The organism is Thiovibrio sp. JS02, from assembly GCF_053485635.1.
On record NZ_CM130715.1, the window covers coordinates 85,508 to 104,657 of the forward strand.

At 62.7% G+C, this 19,150-nt stretch carries 16 protein-coding genes and 1 riboswitch; of the genes, 13 read left to right on the forward strand and 3 right to left on the reverse strand.

The features are described 5' to 3' along the window. Positions 1–76: 76 nt before the first annotated feature. From ACUUL3_RS00455 to ACUUL3_RS00490, 8 genes are all read left to right on the forward strand, one after another. On the forward strand, positions 77–568 hold the full coding sequence (locus ACUUL3_RS00455) for an SH3 domain-containing protein (RefSeq protein WP_448553531.1): 492 nt from the start codon (positions 77–79) through the stop codon (positions 566–568). After that, on the forward strand, positions 565–1,482 hold the full coding sequence (locus ACUUL3_RS00460) for a M48 family metalloprotease (protein ID WP_448553533.1): 918 nt from the start codon (positions 565–567) through the stop codon (positions 1,480–1,482). The genes ACUUL3_RS00455 and ACUUL3_RS00460 overlap by 4 nt, the downstream gene beginning before the upstream one ends. Further along, positions 1,482–3,500, forward strand: a complete 2,019-nt coding sequence (locus tag ACUUL3_RS00465; protein ID WP_448553535.1) for a CHASE2 domain-containing protein — start codon at positions 1,482–1,484, stop codon at positions 3,498–3,500. Before ACUUL3_RS00460 ends, ACUUL3_RS00465 begins: the two co-directional genes overlap by 1 nt. Before the next feature lie 21 nt (positions 3,501–3,521). After that, the gene (locus ACUUL3_RS00470) at positions 3,522–5,327 is read left to right on the forward strand and encodes an ABC transporter ATP-binding protein (protein WP_448553537.1); all 1,806 of its coding nucleotides are present in this window, start codon (positions 3,522–3,524) and stop codon (positions 5,325–5,327) included. Next, positions 5,317–7,107 (forward strand): ABC transporter ATP-binding protein, encoded by a 1,791-nt coding sequence (locus ACUUL3_RS00475; protein WP_448553539.1) that lies wholly within the window; start codon positions 5,317–5,319, stop codon positions 7,105–7,107. Before ACUUL3_RS00470 ends, ACUUL3_RS00475 begins: the two co-directional genes overlap by 11 nt. Positions 7,108–7,201: 94 nt before the next feature. After that, positions 7,202–7,483 (forward strand): hypothetical protein, encoded by a 282-nt coding sequence (locus tag ACUUL3_RS00480; RefSeq protein WP_448553541.1) that lies wholly within the window; start codon positions 7,202–7,204, stop codon positions 7,481–7,483. Then, the gene (locus tag ACUUL3_RS00485) at positions 7,480–9,429 is read left to right on the forward strand and encodes a hybrid sensor histidine kinase/response regulator (protein WP_448553543.1); all 1,950 of its coding nucleotides are present in this window, start codon (positions 7,480–7,482) and stop codon (positions 9,427–9,429) included. The genes ACUUL3_RS00480 and ACUUL3_RS00485 overlap by 4 nt, the downstream gene beginning before the upstream one ends. Positions 9,430–9,495: 66 nt before the next feature. Continuing rightward, positions 9,496–9,993, forward strand: coding sequence for a YchJ family protein (locus tag ACUUL3_RS00490; protein ID WP_448553545.1), 498 nt, complete (start codon positions 9,496–9,498; stop codon positions 9,991–9,993). Between the two features lie 36 nt (positions 9,994–10,029). On the opposite strand, the gene ACUUL3_RS00495 is transcribed toward ACUUL3_RS00490, so the two are convergent. Further along, complete coding sequence (locus ACUUL3_RS00495) at positions 10,030–10,209, reverse strand: hypothetical protein (protein ID WP_448553547.1); 180 nt, start codon at positions 10,207–10,209, stop codon at positions 10,030–10,032. Positions 10,210–10,460: 251 nt separating this feature from the next. On the opposite strand from ACUUL3_RS00495, the gene ACUUL3_RS00500 reads away from it, so the two are divergent. Further along, positions 10,461–11,603: a metallophosphoesterase gene (locus ACUUL3_RS00500; protein ID WP_448553549.1), complete on the forward strand. Its 1,143-nt coding sequence runs from the start codon at positions 10,461–10,463 to the stop codon at positions 11,601–11,603. 42 nt (positions 11,604–11,645) lie between these two features. Here the strand turns inward: ACUUL3_RS00500 and ACUUL3_RS00505 are convergent, their stop codons facing one another. Next, on the reverse strand, positions 11,646–13,139 hold the full coding sequence (locus ACUUL3_RS00505; RefSeq protein ID WP_448553551.1) for a sensor histidine kinase: 1,494 nt from the start codon (positions 13,137–13,139) through the stop codon (positions 11,646–11,648). Positions 13,140–13,504: 365 nt separating this feature from the next. Here ACUUL3_RS00505 and ACUUL3_RS00510 point away from each other — a divergent pair, with 365 nt between their 5' ends. Both ACUUL3_RS00510 and ACUUL3_RS00515 read left to right on the forward strand, forming a co-directional pair. Continuing rightward, a complete protein-coding gene (locus tag ACUUL3_RS00510) occupies positions 13,505–14,302 on the forward strand; it encodes an alpha/beta hydrolase (protein WP_448553553.1) in 798 nt (265 codons plus the stop codon). A gap of 20 nt (positions 14,303–14,322) precedes the next feature. Next, positions 14,323–16,470: a diguanylate cyclase gene (locus tag ACUUL3_RS00515; protein WP_448553555.1), complete on the forward strand. Its 2,148-nt coding sequence runs from the start codon at positions 14,323–14,325 to the stop codon at positions 16,468–16,470. A 24-nt stretch (positions 16,471–16,494) separates the two neighbouring features. Here the strand turns inward: ACUUL3_RS00515 and ACUUL3_RS00520 are convergent, their stop codons facing one another. Further along, entirely contained in the window at positions 16,495–16,905 is a 411-nt protein-coding gene (locus ACUUL3_RS00520; RefSeq protein WP_448553557.1) for an EamA family transporter, read from the reverse strand. Between the two features lie 105 nt (positions 16,906–17,010). On the opposite strand from ACUUL3_RS00520, the gene ACUUL3_RS00525 reads away from it, so the two are divergent. Together ACUUL3_RS00525 and ACUUL3_RS00530 are read left to right on the forward strand one after the other, a co-directional pair. Further along, positions 17,011–17,754 (forward strand): SagB/ThcOx family dehydrogenase, encoded by a 744-nt coding sequence (locus ACUUL3_RS00525; RefSeq protein WP_448553559.1) that lies wholly within the window; start codon positions 17,011–17,013, stop codon positions 17,752–17,754. A 2-nt stretch (positions 17,755–17,756) separates the two neighbouring features. Beyond that, positions 17,757–18,593 (forward strand): ribonuclease H-like domain-containing protein, encoded by an 837-nt coding sequence (locus ACUUL3_RS00530; protein WP_448553561.1) that lies wholly within the window; start codon positions 17,757–17,759, stop codon positions 18,591–18,593. Positions 18,594–18,860: 267 nt separating this feature from the next. After that, positions 18,861–18,939: riboswitch (cyclic di-GMP riboswitch) on the reverse strand. Positions 18,940–19,150 lie beyond the last annotated feature (211 nt).

The window sequence follows — 19,150 nt, forward strand, 5'->3', positions numbered from 1 at the left end:
TCGGGAAATTTCCTGTGCTAGTATGGGATGATTTGGCGGTTGCGCGCGTTGTGAAATTTTTTTAAGGAAAATCCCCATGGCCAAGACGAAAAAAACGGTGTTCTTTCTTTTCTTTTTCCTGGCGTCCATCCCCGCGCTGGCCGGACAGGCGTGGATGAGCGTCGCCGTGCAGAATGGCGCGCTCAGGTTTTCCCCCATGCCCTTCGGCAGGATAGTCGCGACCCTCTCCTACGGCGAGCGGGTCGATATCCTCGCCGAGCAGGGCCTCTGGTTCAAGGTGCGGGAGCAGGCCCGGGGCAGGGAGGGCTGGCTGCACAGCGCCAGTCTGGTCACCAAAAAACTGACCCTGAGGCCCGGGGAACAGATGGGGGCCGCCGCCTCGCAGGATGAGCTGGCCCTGGGCGGCAAGGGGTTCAACGCCCAGGTGGAAGCCGAGCATAGGGCCCGGGACAGAGAGGCGGACTATACCTGGGTGGACTGGATGGAGCGGGTCATTGTCCCGGCCGAGGAGAGGCAGCGGTTTTTGGGCGAGGGCGGGCTGGTGGCCGGCGAGGCGGTGCGGCCATGAAGAACCATGCCCTGGTCATGGCCATTTTGCTTGCGGCAGGCTGTGCTTTCTTTTCGGGCGGCTGCAAAACCACCGAGGTGCTGGACAGCCTCGGCGGCATCCAGGTCGGTGGCTTTTCCATCAGCGAGTCGCAGATGGATTCCATCAAAAAAACCGCCCATGCCATGGAAAAGGCCTTTACCGACATCACGCCCGAACAGGAATACTATCTGGGCCGCGCCGTGGCCGCGAGCCTGCTCGGCAGATATCCGGTGCATGGCGACCAGGCCGCCAGTCTGTATCTCAATCGTCTCGGCCAGACTCTGGCCGAGTTTTCGGACAGGCCGGAAACTTACGGCGGCTATCATTTTCTGCTCATCGCCGACGAGGGCATCAACGCCTTTGCCGCGCCGGGCGGTCTGATCCTGGTCAGCCGGGGAATGCTGCGCTGCTGCAAGGACGAGGATCAGGTGGCCGCGGTGCTGGCCCATGAAATCGGCCATGTGCAGCAGAAGCACGGCCTGCAGGCCATCAGAAAAAGCAGATTGACCAGCGCCTTCTCCCTCATGGCCACGGAGGGGGCCAGGCAGCTGGGCAGCCCGGAACTTGCCGGCTTGACCGATATTTTTGAAAATTCCATCAATGACGTCACCGCCACCCTGGTGAACAGCGGCTATTCCCGCGCCTTTGAGCGGGAGGCGGATGCGGCCGCCCTGGCCATCTTGAGCCGGGCGGGGTACGACCCCCGGGCCCTGGTCGCCATGCTCGGCGAGATGGAGGCGCGCTTGCAGCCGAAAAGCCTTGATTTCGCCAAGACCCATCCCGACCCGACCGAGCGCATCGAGGAGCTTGCCCCCCTGCTTGCCAGCGCTAAGGAGGCAAGCGGCAAGGCTCTCCGCCGGAAACGGTTCCAGCTTGCGCTGGCGGGAATCTGATGGGGAAAAAGACCCTTGCCGGCCTGGGGCTTGCTCTGCTGGCCTTTGGCCTGGCCCTGCTTTGCGGGCGGCTTGGCCTGCTGGATGACCTGGAGAACACCGCCTGGCGCTGGCGGGTTGCCGCCTTTGCCGAGCCGCGGTCCAGCACCGGCCGGATCCGTATCATCGCCCTGGACCAGAAAAGCCTTGATTGGGGCAGCCGGGAAAACGGTCTTTCCTGGCCGTGGCCCCGCCAGGCCTATGCCACGCTCTTCGCTTTTTGTCGGCGGGCCGGCGTCAGGGTCATCGCCCTGGACATGCTTTTCAGCGAGCCGTCGCTTTACGGGCCGGCTGACGATCAGGCACTGGGCGCCGCCATGGCCGAAAACGGCCGGGTGGTTGCCAGCTGCATCCCGGCCGGCGCGGCCTGCACCCTGCCGGTGCCGGAGGTTGTCGAGGGGGCGGCCCGGCTGGCGAGCATCAGCGGCCGGCCCGATGCCGACGGCGTTTTCCGCCGGGCGCCCCTCCTTGTCACGGCAGGCGAAAAGCAGATCCCTTCCCTCGCCCTCGCCGCCTATCTCGTCGGGGCGGGAGGCGAGATCCCCCATGCCCTTTCCGGGCGCGGGCTGCGGCTTGGAAATCGGCTCGTGCCCACGGACGGGGCAGGGCGAAGCATCCTCAATTTCCGGGGTCCGGCGCAGACCATCCGCACCATCTCCATGGCCGCCGTGATCCAGGCCGAGCTGCAAATAGAGGCGGGAGAGAAGCCAGCCCTTGCCCCCGAGGAGTTGGCGGACGCCTATGTTTTCGTGGGCATGACCGCGCCGGGCCTCTTTGATCTCAGGGCGGCACCCCTGGCCGGCGTCTATCCGGGGGTGGAGATCCACGCCACCATGCTCGACAATCTCCTCGCCAATGATTTTCTCCGGGACAGCCCGGCCTGGCTGAATCTGGGCGCGCTGTTGCTCATGGCTCTTGTCGCGGCGGTCGCCAGCCTTTTTTGTCGGAACGCCTGGCACTCGCTCCTCGCTTTTTTCCTCCTGCTGCCGCTGCCCCTCGCCGGTGGCTTTGCGGCATATCGACAAGGGCTGTGGCTGCCGGTCGCCGTTCAGAGCCTCGCCGTGCTGCTTTCCCTGCTCGGCGGCGTCCTGTTCAATTTTGCCACCGAGGGCCGCAAAAAAAGGTATATCAAGAGGGCCTTCGGCCAGTATCTGCACCCGACGGTGATCGAACAGCTGGTCAACCAGCCGGAGCGGCTGCGGCTGGGGGGCGAGAAGCGGGAGCTTTCCATCTTCTTCGCCGATCTTCAGGGATTTACCACCCTTTCCGAGCAGCTGGATCCGGAGCGGCTCACCCTGCTGCTCAACGAATATCTCTCCGCCATGACCGAGATCATCATGGAAGAGGGAGGAACCATCGACAAGTATGAAGGTGACGCCATCCTCGCCTTCTGGAACGCGCCCCTTGCCCAGGCCGACCATGCCCGGCGCGCGGTGCGCGCGGCCCTGCGCTGCCAGGCGCGGCTTGCCGCCAAAAGGCCGGAGTTCAAGAGCCGTTTCGGTTTCGATCTTTTCATGCGGGTGGGGATCAACACCGGCACGGTGCTGGTGGGAAACCTGGGCTCCAGCCAGCGTTTCGATTACTCCATCCTCGGCGACGGCGTGAATATTGCCGCCCGCCTCGAAGGGGTGAACAAGGAATTCGGTACGCCGATCCTCATCTCCGCGGCAACCAGGCAACAGCTGGGTGAGGATTTTCTGGTGCGGGAAATCGGCAGGGTCAAGGTCCTGGGGCGAGAAGAGCCGATCACGATTTTCGAACCGATGGCCGAAGGGAAAACCGCCATGCCCGCCCCGCTTTGCGCTTTTGCCCGGGGGCTTGCCCGGTATTATCAGGGCGATTTCCCCGAGGCGCTGGCCTGTTTCGGCCCATTGGCCGCAGAGGATGCACCGGCCGCCCGTTACGTGGACCGGTGCCGGGTCCTGCTGGCTGCTCCGCCCCCGGGCTGGGACGGGGTCTGGAAGATGAGCGGGAAATGAGGCGGCGGGAATCTTTTGCCAATGGGTGATTCCGTGAACGAGGAGCGCGTGGCCAGGCAGGGAGGATCAGCAGGCGCCGGCCTGCGCCTGATCAAACCCTATCTGGCAAGGTATGCCTCCCGTCTGGCCGGCGGCTTCGTTGCCCTCGTCATCGTCGATCTTCTCCAGCTGGGGATTCCCCGGTTTATCAAGCAGGCGGTGGATCTTCTCGAAAGCGGCAAGGCGAGCCAGGCCGCTCTGGCCAGAAGCGCCCTGGCCATCCTTCTTCTTGCCCTGGCCATCGCGGGAACCCGCTTCCTCTGGCGCTATCTGCTTCTCGGCTTTTCCCGCCTCCTGGAGCGCGACATCCGGGCGGCCTTCTTCCGCCACCTCCTCGGCCTCGACCGCGTTTTTTTCCAGCAACGGCCGGTGGGTGAAGTGATGGCCCTGGCCAGCAACGATCTCGCCGCCGTGCAGCTTGCCGCCGGCATGGGGATGGTGGCCAGCATCGATGCCGCGGTCATGAGCCTTGCCGCTCTGGCCTGCATGGCCTATATCAGCCCCTCTCTCACCCTGACCGCGCTGTTGCCCATGCCGTTGCTGGCGCTCCTCACCAAGCTGCTTTCCCGGCGGCTGCACCGGCGGTTTCTCGCGGTGCAGGAACAGTTCTCCCGCCTCACCGAGGCCGCGAGAAGCGCCGTCAACAATATCAGGCTGCTCAAGGCCTATGGGCAGGAGAGAGCGCAGGTAAAGGGTTTCGGCCGGCTGGGGCGGGATTACGTGCGGGACAATATCCGGCTGGCCATGGTGCATGGCACCCTGTTTCCCATTTCCGGCCTGGTCGGCAACGCAAGCCTCCTGCTGGTGCTTTTCTTCGGTGGTCGGCAGGTCATTGCCGCCACCATCACCATGGGCGATTTCGTAGCCTTCATCTCCTATCTTGGCATGCTGACCTGGCCCATGATGGCGGTGGGCTGGGTGGCCAACCTCTTCCAGCGCGGCATGACCTCGCTGGGCCGCCTGGCCGAGGTGTTCGCCAGCGAGTCATCCCTGGCCGAGCCCCTGGCGCCGGAGGAATTACCCGCCGATCTCGGAATCAGGGCCGAGAATCTTTCCTTCTCCTACGGCGGGCAGAGCCCGGCCGCCCTGCGTGGCTTCAGTTTTCAGATCCGGGCCGGAGAGACGGTGGGCATTGTCGGTAGGAGCGGCAGCGGCAAGACCACCCTCTGTCATCTGCTCGCCCGCCTCTATCCGGTTGCCGACCAGTCCCTCTTCTTCGGCGGCAGGGATGTCAACCGGCTGGCCATCGCGGCGGTGCGCGGCAGGATCGCCTATGTGCCCCAGGATGTTTTGCTCTTTTCCGAGACCATTGCCGCCAACATCGCCTTGGGCAGGCCGGAGGCAACCATGGCGGAAATCGAAGAGGCGGCCCGGCTCTGCCAGATCCATGAGGAGATCATGGCTTTTCCCCAGGGCTATGAAACCAGAATCGGTGAACGGGGGGTGAAGCTCTCCGGCGGGCAGAGGCAGAGAATCTCCCTGGCCCGGGGTGTGCTCCTCGATCGGCCCGTGCTCATCATCGACGACAGCCTGTCCGCAGTTGATCTCGAAACCGAACAGGCCATCATTCGCGGTCTTGCCGGACATCTGTCCGGCCGGACCTGCCTGATCGTTTCCCACCGCATCGCTCCCCTGAAGGAGGCGGCCCGCATTCTGGTTCTCGAAGAGGGGAGGGTGCTTGCCGAGGGAGAGCATGATCAACTCCTGGCCCGCAGCGATTTCTATCGGACCATGTACCGGCAGCAGCGCCGGCCGACCGGAGAAGAGGAGAGGGGCCATGCGGGATAATTACGGCTATTTTGAGGAAGAGCAGCTGGGCAAGCTCGGGGACTTCAGCCTCTGGCGGCGGCTCATGGTGCTGGGCCTGCCCTACTGGCAGGGGGCCGTGCTCGCGGTCCTGCTCTCCCTGCTGGTGGTGGCCTGCTCCCTCTCCCTGCCCCACATCCTCAGGCTGGCGGTGGACGAGGCCATCGTCAAGGCTGGCCTTGCCCCGGAGCTGCGCCTGGAAAAACTGGCCCGGCTGGCCGCCGCATTCTTCGGCCTGATGGTTTTCGAGTTTTTCGGCAACTTCTTTCAGGTTCTGGTCCTGGAATGGACCGGCCAGCGCATCATGCACCAGCTCCGGCAGCTGCTCTTTTCTCACCTGTTGCGCCTTGAGCTGCCGTTTTTCTCGAACAACCCGGCGGGCAAGCTGGTGACGAGGCTCACCAACGATATCCAGAACATGCACGAGATGTTCACCTCGGTCATCGTCACCCTGTTCAACGATTTTCTCAAGCTGGTCGGTATTCTCGCCGTCCTCTTCTGGATGAACTGGCGGCTTGCCCTGCTTCTCTGTCTGCTGCTGCCGGTGATGCTCGTAAACACCGTCTGGTTCAGTCGTCTGGCCCGGGACGCTTTCCGGCAGATCCGCACCGGGCTTGCGCGGATCAACGCCTTTCTGCAGGAGGCGCTTTCCGGGCTGACGATCATCCAGCTCTTCCTGCGGGAGGAGCGGACAGCGGCGCAATTTGCCGCCTTGAACGATAAGTACTACGGGAAAACCCTTCTGCAGATCAGGATTTTCGGCATCTTCCTGCCCGCCATCGAGGTGATGAGCGCCCTGGCCATCGGCGCCATCCTCTGGTACGGCGGCAGCCAGATCATGGCCGGCACCATGAGCATCGGCGTTCTCGTCGCCTTTCTCTCCTACATGCGGCTTTTTTTTCAGCCCCTGCGCGAGCTTTCCCAGAAATATTCCATTGTCCAGTCGGCCCTGGCCTCGGCGGAACGGATCTTTCAGCTCCTCGACAGCCGGGAGGTTCTGCCGCTTGCCGCGGCGCCGGCGAGGCCTGACCGGCTCAGGGGGGAGATCGAGTTCAGAAAGGTCTCCTTCGCTTATGACAAGAGCCAGCCGGTGCTCAGGGATTTCTCCCTTGCGATCCGACCCGGCGAAACCCTCGCCATCGTCGGCGCCACCGGCAGCGGCAAGACCACCATCATCAATCTCCTGGAGCGTTTCTATGATCCGGATGCGGGGCAGGTGCTCCTCGACGGCATTGATCTGCGGGCGCTGGCCCCGGACTGGCTGCGGAGCCAGGTCGGCCTGGTGATGCAGGACGTCTTCCTGATTCCCGGCACGATCCGGGAAAACATCATGCTCGATCAGCCGAAAAGCGACGGAGAACTCATGGAGATCCTGGCGAAGTCCCAGCTTGGCCCCTTTCTCGCCCGGCTCCCCCAGGGCCTTGATACAAAAGTGGGCGAGGGCGGCATGGACCTTTCCGCCGGCCAGCGGCAGTTGCTGGCCTTTGCCAGGGTGCTGGCCAGGGAACCCCGGATTCTGGTGCTCGACGAGGCAACTTCCAGCGTGGATGCGGAAAGCGAAATGCTCATCGAGGAGGTGATTAAAGCGTCCTTTGCCGGCCGCACCAATATCGTCATCGCCCATCGGCTTTCCACCATCCGCCGGGCGGACCGCATCCTGGTTCTGGCCAGGGGCGAGATCGTGGAGCAGGGCACCCATGCGGAACTGGTGAAGGCGGGCGGGGTGTACAACCGGTTGCTCACCATCTTCGCAGCGGGATGATTTTTTCCTTTGGGATCGGTCCATTAAGTTTGATTAAATTTCTTTTTTTTGTGCTATGATGGGGTCTCTGCCCCATATTCATCGAGGAGAACGGATGTTCCAGGAAAGCGAACTCGTCAATCTTATCCTTGCCGTCGTCGCCCTCGCCATCCTCCTGCCGCGCATGCGCCGGCGGGAGCTCCGTGATCTTACCCCGGTTTTTGCCGGTTTCTTCCCGCTCTTCGCCGCCCTGGTTTTCACGGTCATCGAAGGCGTGGTTCTCCCTGATTTTTTCAACACCCTTGAACACGCCTGTTACGCGGCAAGCGGCCCGGTCTTTGCCATTGCCCTGCGCGGGATGTCCGGCCGTGCCGACGACAAGGACACCGCCCCATGAGCTTCATCGGCATCCTTGATCTGGTCAGCCTGCTGGCCTTCGCGCTCGCTCTGTTCTGGGCCTGCCGGTTGCCCCGGCAACGGTACGGCGCCGCCGCCAAACTGTTGCTCTGTCTCTTTCTCGCCTGCTACGTCCTGGCCCAGCTCTCCAACGTGCTCGAGTATTTTGCCGTCACCATTTATTTCGACCGCTACGAGGACTACCTGGAGGTCCTGGTCTTGCCTCTCTTTGTCTTCTTTGTTTTTTCGGTGGAAACCTGGCGGGAGCTCCGGCAGAGGGAGCGGATGGAAAAAACGCTGCAGCGGCAGGCGGACCAGCTTGTCGCCGAGAACCGGGAGCGGCGACAGGCCGAGACTGATCTCAGGCAGGAAAAGGAGCGGCTGGAGAAGATCACCGCCATGATGGGCGCGGGCCTTGCCGTCATCTCCCGGGATTATAAAATCACCTGGGCCAACCGGGTCATCGTTGACATCTTCGGAGACCCCGTCGGCAAACCCTGCCATCTCTCCTTCAATCGCGAGGAGCAGGTCTGCCCGGATTGCGGGGCTCGGCAGATCTTCGAGGACGGAAAGGAGTATGTGCAGCGCGAGATCTGCGGCGTCGACCGACAGGGGCAGAAGGTCTGGTCGGAAGTCATCGTCACCCCGATTTACGACGCTGATGGCGCTGTCGCCGCGGCGTTGGAGGTGCTTATCCCCATAACGGAGCGGAAAAAGGTCCAGGCGGAAAAAGAGCAGCTGGAGACGCAGCTGCGGTATTCCCAGAAGATGGAGGCGGTGGGTACCCTGGCCGGCGGTATTGCCCACGATTTCAACAACCTGCTCTATGTCATTCTCGGCAACGCGGAAATGACCGCCCTGAAAATTCCCAAGGAAAGCGAGTTGCAGAAAAACCTCGCCGAAATCCTCAAAGCCTGCCGGCGGGCCTCGGAGCTGGTCAACCAGATCCTCACCTTCAGCCGGAGTTCGGAAAAGGAGCGGCTTCCCTTGTGTCTCGCCCCCATTGTCAAGGAATCCCTCAAATTCCTGCGGGAAACCCTGCCCACCACCATTGAAATCAGAGAGCAGATCCACAGCCAGTGCGGGCAGGTGCTTGCCGAGGTGGGGCAAATCCACCAGCTGCTGGTGAACCTCTGTACCAACGCGGCCGAGGCCATGCGGGACAGGGGCGGCATCCTGACCGTGCGTCTGGAAGAGGTGGAGGCGCGCGCGGCGGGGGGGAAAGAGGAGCAGCCCGGCAGCCTGCTCAAGCTGACCGTGGCCGATACCGGGGTCGGCATGAGCGAAGGGGTGGTTGCCCGGATGTTCGAACCCTATTTCACCACCAAGGAGCGCGGCAAGGGCACGGGCTTGGGGCTGGCCACCGTGCACGGCATTGTCGAGGCGCACGGCGGTTCCATCGAGGTGGAAAGCAACGCCGGGCAGGGAACCAGGGTAATGGTGTCTTTGCCGTTGCTTGCCCGGGCCGGCGGCGAGGCGGAAGGGGATCTGCGCGCCGAAGGGGCCGCGGCGGCCGGGCAGGGAGAGGCTCGGCCCCTGGTGCTGGTTGTCGATGATGAAGAGGCCATTGTCCGCTTCCTCACCGAGATGCTCGACCAGGCCGGATACGAGGTGGAAGGTTTTGCCGACAGCCGGCTGGCCTGGGAGACCTTTGTCCGGAAGCCGGACCGCTACGATCTGGTCATCACCGATCAGACCATGCCCGGCCTGACCGGTCTTGATCTGGCCAAAAACATCCTGGTCCTCCGCGCCGACCTGCCGGTGATTCTCGCCACCGGCCACAGCGAAGAGGCGACCCGGGAGCTGGCGGGCAACATCGGCATCAGCCATTTTCTGAAAAAACCGGTTTCCCTCGCCAATCTGCGCGCGGTGGTGGCAAAGGTCCTGACCCCCGGGGAAGAGGCTTCCCCAGAGCAGGCCGCTGCAGAAGATTCCGCGCCGCGTTGAGGCGGTTTTCCCGGTCTCCCGCGCCGGGCGCTCGACCCCATGCCGGTATTCTGACCGAGGACCCAAATGAGCCATCCGGAAAATGATTCGCCCTGCCCCTGCGGCACCGGCCTTGCTTTTGCGTGGTGCTGCCAGCCCTATCTGCAGGGGCGCCTTATTCCTCTGAGCGCGGAGGCGCTCATGCGTTCCCGCTATGCCGCCTTTGTCGGGCAGGATGCCGACTATCTCCGGCAATCCTGGCATCCAACCACCAGGCCCGCGACCCTTGACCTGCACGATCAGGCGGAGATAGTCTGGCTCGGACTCGAGATCCTCGCCAGCCAAGGCGGGCAAGCGGAAGATTCGCGGGGGGAGGTGGAGTTTGTCGCCAGGTTTTCCGCGGCCGGCAAGGAGCATCGCCTGCATGAGCGCTCGGTGTTTTTCAAGGAGAACGGCCGCTGGTTTTACCTGGACGGCAGGATCGACCCCGGGAGAAAGCCGGTGGAGCGCGAAAAGGTTGGCCGCAATGAGCCGTGTCCCTGCGGCAGCGGCGGAAAATACAAGAAATGCTGCATGGGCCGGTAGGGGTGACGCCGAACGGGTTCTGCTTGGGCGGCGGGGCTACTCCTTATCTTCCACCAGATAATCCTTCAGCTTCTCCAGAAGGCTTTCCGGCAGCTCTTCGTCGTACATGAAGGCCTGGGCCTCCTCGCCGCTGATCCGTTGCTTCACTTCCAGAGGAAGCGAGCGGAGCAGCGCCACCTTTTCCGGATTGGGTTTTTTTTTCGTGTCGTCGGGCATGGAGAACCTCTCTGTTGTTGATTGATGACGGGCGAGGATGCCCGGGATGGATTTTCCAGATCCTCTCAGGTGCGCCAGGATATCTTGAGCGCGTCCCGGGGCGGGATTCGCTGATAGCGGAATTTGGCAAAGCCCAGCATCATGGCGCCGTATACCTTGTGGCCGGCCGCCCCCCCCCCGCAACTGTATGCATCCTGGCCGGCAACCGCAAACCGGGATGGCGATTTTTTTGTTTCTGTTTAAGGAGGCCCATGCGCTACCTGGGTTTTTTTAGCGTCTTTTTTCTGCTCTATGGAGCCATGCACGTCTATGGCCTGCGGGTGCTGGGCCGGGCCTGCCCCGGCCTGCGTCCGTGGCGTTGGGCGCTTCTCTGCCTGCCTCTGGTTCTTTCGCCCATGCTGGTGCGGTTTCTGGAGAGAATGGGTTTTGAAGCCATCGCCCTGCCCCTCGCCTGGGGCGCCTATCTCTGGATGGGATTTTTCTTTCTCTTCGTGGTCAACGCCGCGGCCCTCGATTTTCTCTGGGCCGTCTGCCGCCTGGCCGCGTCCGTCATGCCTGGCGGCAGACGACAGGACGCCTGGACGGCCGGAGGGCGTTTCTGGCTTCCGCTGGTCGCGGCAGCGGGAATTTCCCTCTATGCCTGGCAGGAGGCCCGGCAGCCGATCCTTGAGGAGGTCACGATCGTTTCCGGGAAGATCCCGGCCAAGATCGAGGAAATACGGGTTGTCCAGCTCTCCGATCTCCACCTCGGCCTGCTGACGGGCGAGAAGCGGCTCGCCGGGATTCTGGCGCTGGTGCGGGCGGCGCGGCCGGATATCCTGGTCGGCACCGGTGATCTGGTGGACGGGCAGACCGGACGGCTGAACGGCCTCACCGGCCTTTTCCGGGAAATTCCCGCCCCCCTGGGCAAGTATGCCGTGCTCGGCAACCATGAGTGGTACGCCGGAGTCGCGCAGTCCGTAACCTTTCTCGAAGCGGCCGGCTTCACGGTGCTGCGCGACGAGGCGAGAGACGTGGCCGGCCTCCTTGTCGTGGCGGGCATTGACGATGCCCGGACCTCCGGGGCCGGCGCCGGGAAGAGCGGGCGGGAAGAGAAGCTGTTGCGGCTGCTGCCGGGCAACATCTTCCGTCTTTACCTGAAGCACCGGCCGCTGCCGCCGGCACATGCCGGCGACCTCTGCGATCTTCAGCTTTCCGGTCATGTGCATAAAGGGCAGATCTTTCCCTTCGGCTTTCTGGTCCGGCGGGTTTTTCCCTTTCCCACCGGTCTGATCGAGGTCGCGGTCGGAAAATATCTCTATACCAGTCGCGGCGCGGGCACCTGGGGTCCCCCCCTGCGCTTTCTGGCCCCGCCCGAGGTCACCCTCATCCGTCTGCGACCCGCCCCGGGATGATTTTTCCCCGGCTCTCGCCCCAGGGAGCCGTCTCAGCCCGGTCTAACGGCCTTCGGCCAGGGTATTGCCATGGTCGGGGGCCTGGGGCAGGCGAGTCGGGGCGCTCACGGTCACGGTGGTCCCCTTGCCCGGCGCCGAATCGATCCTGACCGTGCCATTGATGAGTTCAACGCGTTCGGTGATGCCGGCCAGGCCAAAGCCCTGCCCCTTGAGTTCGGGGGCGAAGCCCACCCCTTCGTCGCGGACGATGAGAGTGACCCGCTCCGGCTCAAAGGTGAGGAGAAGGCCGGCGGTGTCCGTTTTGGCGTGGCGGAGGATGTTGGTGAGCGTTTCCTGGGCCACCCGGAAGAGAACGGTTTCAATGACCGGATCGAGGCGCTTCTGTTTTCCCTCCACCGTAAAGGTGATCCTGATCTTCCGGCTGAACCACTTTTCCTCGGTCAGGTGGCGGAGCGCCGGCACCAGGCCGAAATCGTCCAGTTGCGCCGGCCTGAGATCATGGACCAGCCGGTAAAGGGCCTGGGACATCTCCTGGCAGAGGCCCTGGGAGCGCGCGAGCAGGGTCAGCGCCTTTTCCTCCCCGGGGATGGCCGTTTTGAGCGCGGCCAGATTCAGGCTGGCCGCCGTGAGGATCTGGGCCGTGTCGTCGTGGAGCTCCCTGGAGATCCGGCTGCGTTCTTCCTCCTGGGCGAGAACGATGTGGCGGAGGAGCTTCTGGTGCAGCTCCTTGCGTTTCAGGAGTTCGTCCTGCACCTGCTCCAGGGCGGCGAGTTTTTCCTGCTGGGCCGTGAGCAGCTCCTGCTGCCTGCATTTTTCCGCCAGATGGGAGGCATGGATGAGGTTGCCCATGGTGAAGAGGGCGAGCAGGGTGCGGACAAGCTGGATGGGGATGCCGGTGAGTTCCTGGAAAAGCTCGCTGTTGATGAACGGTGCCGGGTAAATTTCCGCCCGGGAAGCGAAGATCTGGGTGAGGGCGTAACAGGCGAATCCCAGGGCGGCCAGCCGGTAGGAGTTGCCCAGTGCCCGGTTTTTTTCTCTGTTCTGGCGGGCGTGATTTTTGAGGGCCATGGCCGCCAGAAGAGCGCCCGGCAGGGCCAGAATGTAGCGGGCCAGGGCGTCGGCGCATTTCAGACAATTGGGGGCGGCCTTCCAGGGAAGGATGTGATTGATGAGGATGGCGATCACATAGAAGAGGAGAAAGCCCATGCTCACATAAAGACTGGCCGCGGTGGGGCGCGGGCTTGGCCGGAAGGCCTGGACCCCGAAGGCGGTAAGCGCGGCAAAGGATATGGTCAGAAAGGAAAGCTTGACCAGCATGAAGGATTTCGGAATCGTCATGTCCAGCCAGACCCCTTGCAGGATGACGATTTCCAGCCACTGGTGCACGGCATTGAGGATGCCGAACACGGCAAGGGTTTTGAGGAAACTGGCCTCGGCGGCATCGGAAGAACGGCCCGCCTCCAGGGCCATGGCCAGGCCCATGCTGAAAAAGGCCAGACCGTAAATAAAATACATGAGGATGTAGTTCAGTTTCATGAAGTCAAAGTACATGGGGCGGCCGAGGGAAAGGGTTGGGTGGGCTTTGCGGCGAAGCATCCCAGGGGGACGAGGGGAGCATGGCGGCCTTAGGCGGGGCAGTGCCCGCATTCTCGGTGTATTTGCCGGGAATAGACAGAGGTTTTTGTGGTATTTTTCACAAAACTTTGGGGCAAAAGAAAATTATCTGGTAATTTCTATACTCATACCGGAATCAGGTAAGGTTTGCAAAATAAAACAGAGAAAATTGGGGTGATGTATCCAATGCTGCCCGGTCCGGAATCCGCAGGGGGATAATGGCCGGCAGGAGGCAACGGGGAGTTGTTGATAAGGCAATGGGACAAGAAACGGCAGGGTACGAAAAAATGGATCAGCCGCGGGTGCTTTCCGCCCTTTTTTATCCGCGGGCGGACTGGACTGCGCCCCCAGGCGGGGCCGAGGATCTTGAGATCGAAGTGGAGCCGGGGGTGCGCCTCATGGCCCGTTTTTTTCCGTGCCCTGACCCGGCCGCGGTCACCATCCTTTTTTTCCACGGCAATGGGGAAGTTGTAAGTGACTATGACGAGGTGGGGCCTGGCTATGTCGGCCAAGGGCTTAATTTCTTCGCCGTCGAATACCGGGGCTACGGCAGGAGCGGCGGCACCCCCACGGTGCGGACCCTGCTCTCCGACGCGCATAAGGCCTTTGCCCGGATCAGGGAATGGCTGGCCGCCCGGGGGCGTACCGGCCATCTGGTGGTCATGGGCCGCTCGTTGGGCAGTGTGGCGGCCATCGAGCTTGCCGCCACGGAAGCGGCGGTGGAAGGGCTCATCGTCGAAAGCGGCATCGCCAGAACCCTGCCGCTTCTCAGCTCCATCGGCATCGATGTCAAGGCCCTGGCCCTCACCGAGGGGGACGGCTTCGGAAATCTCGAAAAGATGGCGCAGGTGCGCAAGCCTACCTATATTCTCCATGCCCAGCATGACCAGATAATCCCTCTTGTGCAGGCCGAGGAACTGCAAAGCGTCTGCCCGGCCCGGAGCAAGGAATTCCAGATGATTCCGGGGGCCGATCACAACAATATCCTGGCAAAGACCGGCAGGCTCTACTTTCAGGCGATCAAACAGTTTGTGCGAAGGGTGGGCAAGTCCCACGCACCGCGGCGGGCCGGGCTGCGCGCATAAGCGAAAAGAAAAGGGGGGCTATGGCAAAGGGGCGGGAACGGGCTCGGCAGGGCGGCAGTATCACCATCGAGTGGAGTGGTTTCCTGGTGGGGGTGCTTGGCGCGGCGGCCGTGGCAACAGGCCTTTTTGAGCCGGCCGGTGGGCTTTCCCTGCCGGCAATGATCGTCGCCGGAGCCGTGGTCGCTTTTTCCCTGCTGGAATACGGCCTGCGCCAAAGCCGGGCGAGGGAGACCCCCTCTTTCGCCGACAGCGGTCTGATCCTGCTCTGGCTGACGGCGGCCTGGATTCCTTTCCGCCATTTCCACGCGGTTGCCCCGCAATTCTTTCTTCTCCCCGTGGGCATGATCGCCTGGCTGGCCATCAGCTATCCCCTCTCGCTGCTGTTGTTCCCCTTTCTGCTGGTGGTGGTGATGGAGGGTGGTCTTTCTCTTCTGGGCTTCCAGGATCCCTATACCCTGGCCGGCAATCTGGTCAGCTACGGGGCTGCCGGTCTTTGTCCGCGTCTCTTCTTGAGCGGCAAGGCCTATCGCCGCCGGGTGCGCAAGGCCCTGGTCCGGGAAAAGCGGGATGCCGCCAGTCGGGAATATGCCCGCGACCTTGGTTTTTTTTCGGCAATGCCTGACATCCTCAATGTCCTGCCCGAGGGGGATTGCCTTGAGGACCCCGAGGCCGGCAGCCAGCCGGCGGTGGAGACCATCGCCGCCGCCTTCGCCCTGCAGCTGGAATTGATCCGCGAAACATTGCAGGTCGCGACGGTGGCCCTGCTCTGGCCCGACCCGGACGGCACGGAATACCGGCTGCGCAGCATCGCCACCGGTCGCGCCGATATCGATGTCGGACCATACCGGGTGGGAACGGGCATCACCGGCGCTCTTCTGGGCAGCAATGAACTGGTCGGCGTGGCGCCGGTCACCTCTTCCCAGACCGGGTTGCCCTATTATCGCAACCAGCAGGAGGTGGGCGGCATCCTCGCCGTCCGGTTGCCCGACGGCGGCAATCAGTGGCTTGGCTTTGACGGCAAGAAGGTGGCGCCCATTCTCTGCGTGGACAGGCAAAGTCAGGCTCCCTGGAGCGAACGGGAAAAAGAGGCCGTGCGGTTGGCCGCCCGCAAGCTCCTGCTCGACGTGGGCATGAGCAGGCAGTTTCGGGCCATGGCCCAGGAACGCAGCGTTATCCAACGGGTCTGCATTGCCCTCCGGGAACTGAACGGCGTACTCGGCCTGGAGCAGGTGCTGGTCGCCACGGTCAAGGCGGTGCGACTGCTGGTCCGGGTGGATTTTATTTCCATCAGCCTGGTGCAGGGCGCGCACCACCGCATCGCCATGGTGGAGGGGGGGGAAGCCGCAAAACTGCAGGGCCGGGAGTTCCTTCGGGATGAAGGGCTGGTGGGGCAGGTGCTGAAAATCAGGCGGCCATTGCCGGCGATGGCCAAAAGTCACGGCCCCACCCAGGTGTTCGGCTGTGAACATCTCGTGAGCGGTTACTCCTCATTGCTGGTGGTGCCTCTTCTCAGGGAAGAGGGAGAAGCGGTGGGGGCCCTGACCGTCGCCGCCGTCGAAGCCGAGGTTTTCAGTCAGGCCCGCCAGGAAATTCTCGAACTCATCGCCGCCCAGGTGGCGGTGAAGATCGATCTCGGCCAGGCGCATGAACAGATCAACCGGCTGGCCACCACCGACGGGCTTACCGGCCTCAGCAACCATCGCACCTTCCAGCATGGCTTCGACATGATGCTGAAAAGGGAGGAGCGCCGCTCGGGCTCCCTCTCCCTGCTGCTCTGCGACATCGATTATTTCAAAAAGATCAATGATACCTATGGCCATCCCTTTGGCGACAAGGTTTTGAAGGGGGTGGCCGAGGTGCTGCGCGGCGCTGTGCGTTCCGTGGATCTTGTCGCCCGTTACGGCGGCGAGGAGTTCGCCATTGTCCTTGAGGATTCCAGCGAAAAGGGCGGCGCGCAGATGGCCGAGCGCATCCGGCAGGAGATCGAGAAGCTGGTTTTTCGCCATGAGGGGCAGCCGGTCCGGGTTGCCATGTCCCTGGGGCTGGCCGTCTATCCCAGGCACGGGGCGGAGAAGTCGCTTCTGATCGCCCGGGCTGACCAGGCTCTGTATCGGGCCAAGCAGCAGGGCCGCAACCGGGTTGTGCTCTGGCGGGAGGAGCCGGCCTGAAGCGAAGCGGAAAAGGGCGCCCCCTCACACCGTGAAGAGGACGATGGCGACCAGGGCAAAGAACATGCCGAAAATCTGCTTGATGGTGATGGGCTCGCGGAGAAAAATGGCGGCCAGCACGATGGTGATCAGGGGGTAGAGGGCGGTCATGCTCACCACCAGCGAGATCCTGCCCCGGCTTGCCGCGGCGAAATAGAAGAGGGTGCCCAGCATGCCGGCGATGCCGGTGAGCAGGGCAAAGAGGATCCCCTTGGGGTGCGTCTCCGGCTCGAAGCCGACCAGGAAGAGGCTCCCCAGGCCGACCAGCATGGCCCCGGCGATTTCATAGATCAGGGCGCTGGTGGGGTGCATGTAGGTCACGGAGAGTTTCGGGAAAAACCCCCACAGACCGTAGATGATCAGGGCGATCAGGGCGGGAGGGAACCAGCTGTCCATGGGGGTAGTCCTCTCTGCGAGAAGAGATTTATCCGCTGCCGAAACGTATCTTTTGCCAAACTGCTTCATTATAGCGTCATTGGGCCTTTTTTATAAGGAGGTTTTATGCCTGAGTTGAGAGATTCCTTGGGTCACCGGTATTTCCAGGAGACAAAGCTTGCCCGCGACGGCATGCGCTCCCAGCTGCGGTCTTCCATCCAGGAGACGGAAACCTTCAAGACCTATCCGGAGGCGGAGAAGATCCTTCTGCCCAGAACCTGGCCCGGAGAAGGGCCGTCCCTGGTCGAGATCCTCCAGCAGCGCCGTTCCCTGCGCAAATTTGCCGACACCCCTCTTTCCCTTTCCGACCTGGCCCTGCTTCTCTGGGCCAGCCAGGGCATAACCGGCCGGTCCGGCTTCTATTTTTTCCGCACCGCTCCCTCGGCCGGCGCCCTCTATCCTCTGGAAACCTATCTGGCCATCGAGCGGGTCGAGGGACTGGCGCCCGGGCTCTACCATCTCGACGTGCAGGGTTTTCAGCTGGAGCGGCTGCGCGCGGCAAGCCCTGGGCAGGCCCTGGCCGCAGCTTGCCTTGCTCAGGGTTTCCTGGCCCGGGCCGCGGTCAACTGCATCTGGACCGCCGTCTTCCGGCGCAGCATGGCGAAGTATGGCCATCGGGGGGGCAGGTATATTGGCATGGATGCCGGGCATGTCTGCCAGAATCTGATTTTGGCCGCGGAATTCCTTGGCCACGGCGTCTGTCCGGTGGCCGCGTTTTTCGATGACGAGGTCAACGCCCTTATCGGCGTTGACGGCATCGAGGAATCCACCCTCTACCTCGCCTCCATCGGCGCAAGGCGCGAGCCATAACCATGTTGTTCAATACCTTTGTTCATATCCCCGGCATCGGCGAAACCACGGAGCGTCGTCTCTGGGAGGCGGGTATTCTCAGCTGGGATGATTTCGTCGAGCCTTTTCCCGATTTTCTGCCCGGTCAGAAGGTGCGGATTATCCGCGAGCATCTGGAGCGCGGCCGACAGGCGCTCACCCGCTCGGCGGCCGCCTTCGCCCGGCAGCTGCCGGCGGCTCAGCGCTGGCGACTGTATCCCCATTACCGGCATTCGGTGGCCTTCCTCGATATCGAAACCAACGGCCTGAGTTTTGCGCACAGTGAAATAACCGCCGTCAGCCTCTATGACGGGTTGGCGGTCCACACCTACGTGCAGGGGGAAAATCTTGAACAGTTCGCCGAGGACATCGGCCGCTACGAGCTGCTGGTCACCTATAACGGCAAGGCCTTTGATCTTCCCATGCTCGCCCGCCATTTCGGCCCATGCTTTGACCAGATGCACATAGACCTGCGCCCCCTTCTGCAGAAATTGGGATTTGTCGGCGGCCTCAAGGGTTGCGAAAGGCAGCTGGGTCTTGATCGCGGAGGCCTTGCCGGGCTTGACGGCTATTGCGCGGTGCTGCTCTGGAACGAGTACCGGCGGAGCGGAGAGAGGAGGGTGCTGGAGACGTTGCTCGCCTACAACGTGGAGGATACCGTCAATCTGGAGGCGCTGCTGGTCAACGCCTATAACCTGAAGCTTGCGGGAACCCCCTTTGCGGCAAGTCATCGGCTTCCCTTGCCGGCTGAACCCTTGCGGCCGTTTCAGGCTGATCCGGAGCTGGTCGCAAGGCTGCGGGGAGTCCGGCGCTGGGGGTGAAAAAAAATGGAGAGAGCCCGGCAAGGCGCCGGGCTCTCTCCTGGTTAACACGCGCTTTTGGGAAGGCAGAGAATCGGGTGTTGTGGGTGGGCCGCGCGTGTTTGTGGGCTACTTTCCGGGGGCAAAGCGCACCCCGGGAATGAAGTCCCCCCTCTACTGGCTGAGCGGCACCTGCCGCGTACTGGGTTCCGTCCTTGTTTCACCGGCATAAAAAAAGCCCTGTCTTCCATGCCGAAGACAGGGCTTTGGGTCACCCCGGCGGTACTCTTCGGCAACCCGGCCATCCAGGTGAGTGGATCCGTGGGCTTTGCGTCCCCAGATTACTCTGGGTTTGCTCTTGTCGGAGTTTTGCTCCAATGTTGTTTTATAGTGGCACGGCGAGCTTTCCCTTGTCAACGGATTTTTATTGTTTTCGCTTTCGGAAAGAAGCGGAGCCGCAATGGGTTCCTGTGGTAAGCTGAGAAACGACAACATTCCCGCCGGCTCTGTAAGCGCCAGGGAATTGGGGAGGTTGGCCGAAGCCTCTTTGGCCAACCGGTGGTTGCAGGAACCGGGGG

What these genes read in the sequence shown, in the direction of transcription:
- ACUUL3_RS00515 (WP_448553555.1), top strand. Translation starts at nt 14,323, where the DNA reads ATGGCAAAGGGGCGGGAACGGGCTCGGCAGGGCGGCAGTATCACCATC.
- ACUUL3_RS00480 (WP_448553541.1), top strand. Translation starts at nt 7,202, where the DNA reads ATGTTCCAGGAAAGCGAACTCGTCAATCTTATCCTTGCCGTCGTCGCC.
- ACUUL3_RS00520 (WP_448553557.1), bottom strand. Translation starts at nt 16,905, where the DNA reads ATGGACAGCTGGTTCCCTCCCGCCCTGATCGCCCTGATCATCTACGGT.
- ACUUL3_RS00495 (WP_448553547.1), bottom strand. Translation starts at nt 10,209, where the DNA reads ATGCCCGACGACACGAAAAAAAAACCCAATCCGGAAAAGGTGGCGCTG.
- ACUUL3_RS00500 (WP_448553549.1), top strand. Translation starts at nt 10,461, where the DNA reads ATGCGCTACCTGGGTTTTTTTAGCGTCTTTTTTCTGCTCTATGGAGCC.
- ACUUL3_RS00490 (WP_448553545.1), top strand. Translation starts at nt 9,496, where the DNA reads ATGAGCCATCCGGAAAATGATTCGCCCTGCCCCTGCGGCACCGGCCTT.
- ACUUL3_RS00505 (WP_448553551.1), bottom strand. Translation starts at nt 13,139, where the DNA reads ATGAAACTGAACTACATCCTCATGTATTTTATTTACGGTCTGGCCTTT.
- ACUUL3_RS00475 (WP_448553539.1), top strand. Translation starts at nt 5,317, where the DNA reads ATGCGGGATAATTACGGCTATTTTGAGGAAGAGCAGCTGGGCAAGCTC.
- ACUUL3_RS00530 (WP_448553561.1), top strand. Translation starts at nt 17,757, where the DNA reads ATGTTGTTCAATACCTTTGTTCATATCCCCGGCATCGGCGAAACCACG.
- ACUUL3_RS00465 (WP_448553535.1), top strand. Translation starts at nt 1,482, where the DNA reads ATGGGGAAAAAGACCCTTGCCGGCCTGGGGCTTGCTCTGCTGGCCTTT.
- ACUUL3_RS00460 (WP_448553533.1), top strand. Translation starts at nt 565, where the DNA reads ATGAAGAACCATGCCCTGGTCATGGCCATTTTGCTTGCGGCAGGCTGT.
- ACUUL3_RS00525 (WP_448553559.1), top strand. Translation starts at nt 17,011, where the DNA reads ATGCCTGAGTTGAGAGATTCCTTGGGTCACCGGTATTTCCAGGAGACA.
- ACUUL3_RS00510 (WP_448553553.1), top strand. Translation starts at nt 13,505, where the DNA reads ATGGATCAGCCGCGGGTGCTTTCCGCCCTTTTTTATCCGCGGGCGGAC.
- ACUUL3_RS00470 (WP_448553537.1), top strand. Translation starts at nt 3,522, where the DNA reads ATGGGTGATTCCGTGAACGAGGAGCGCGTGGCCAGGCAGGGAGGATCA.
- ACUUL3_RS00485 (WP_448553543.1), top strand. Translation starts at nt 7,480, where the DNA reads ATGAGCTTCATCGGCATCCTTGATCTGGTCAGCCTGCTGGCCTTCGCG.
- ACUUL3_RS00455 (WP_448553531.1), top strand. Translation starts at nt 77, where the DNA reads ATGGCCAAGACGAAAAAAACGGTGTTCTTTCTTTTCTTTTTCCTGGCG.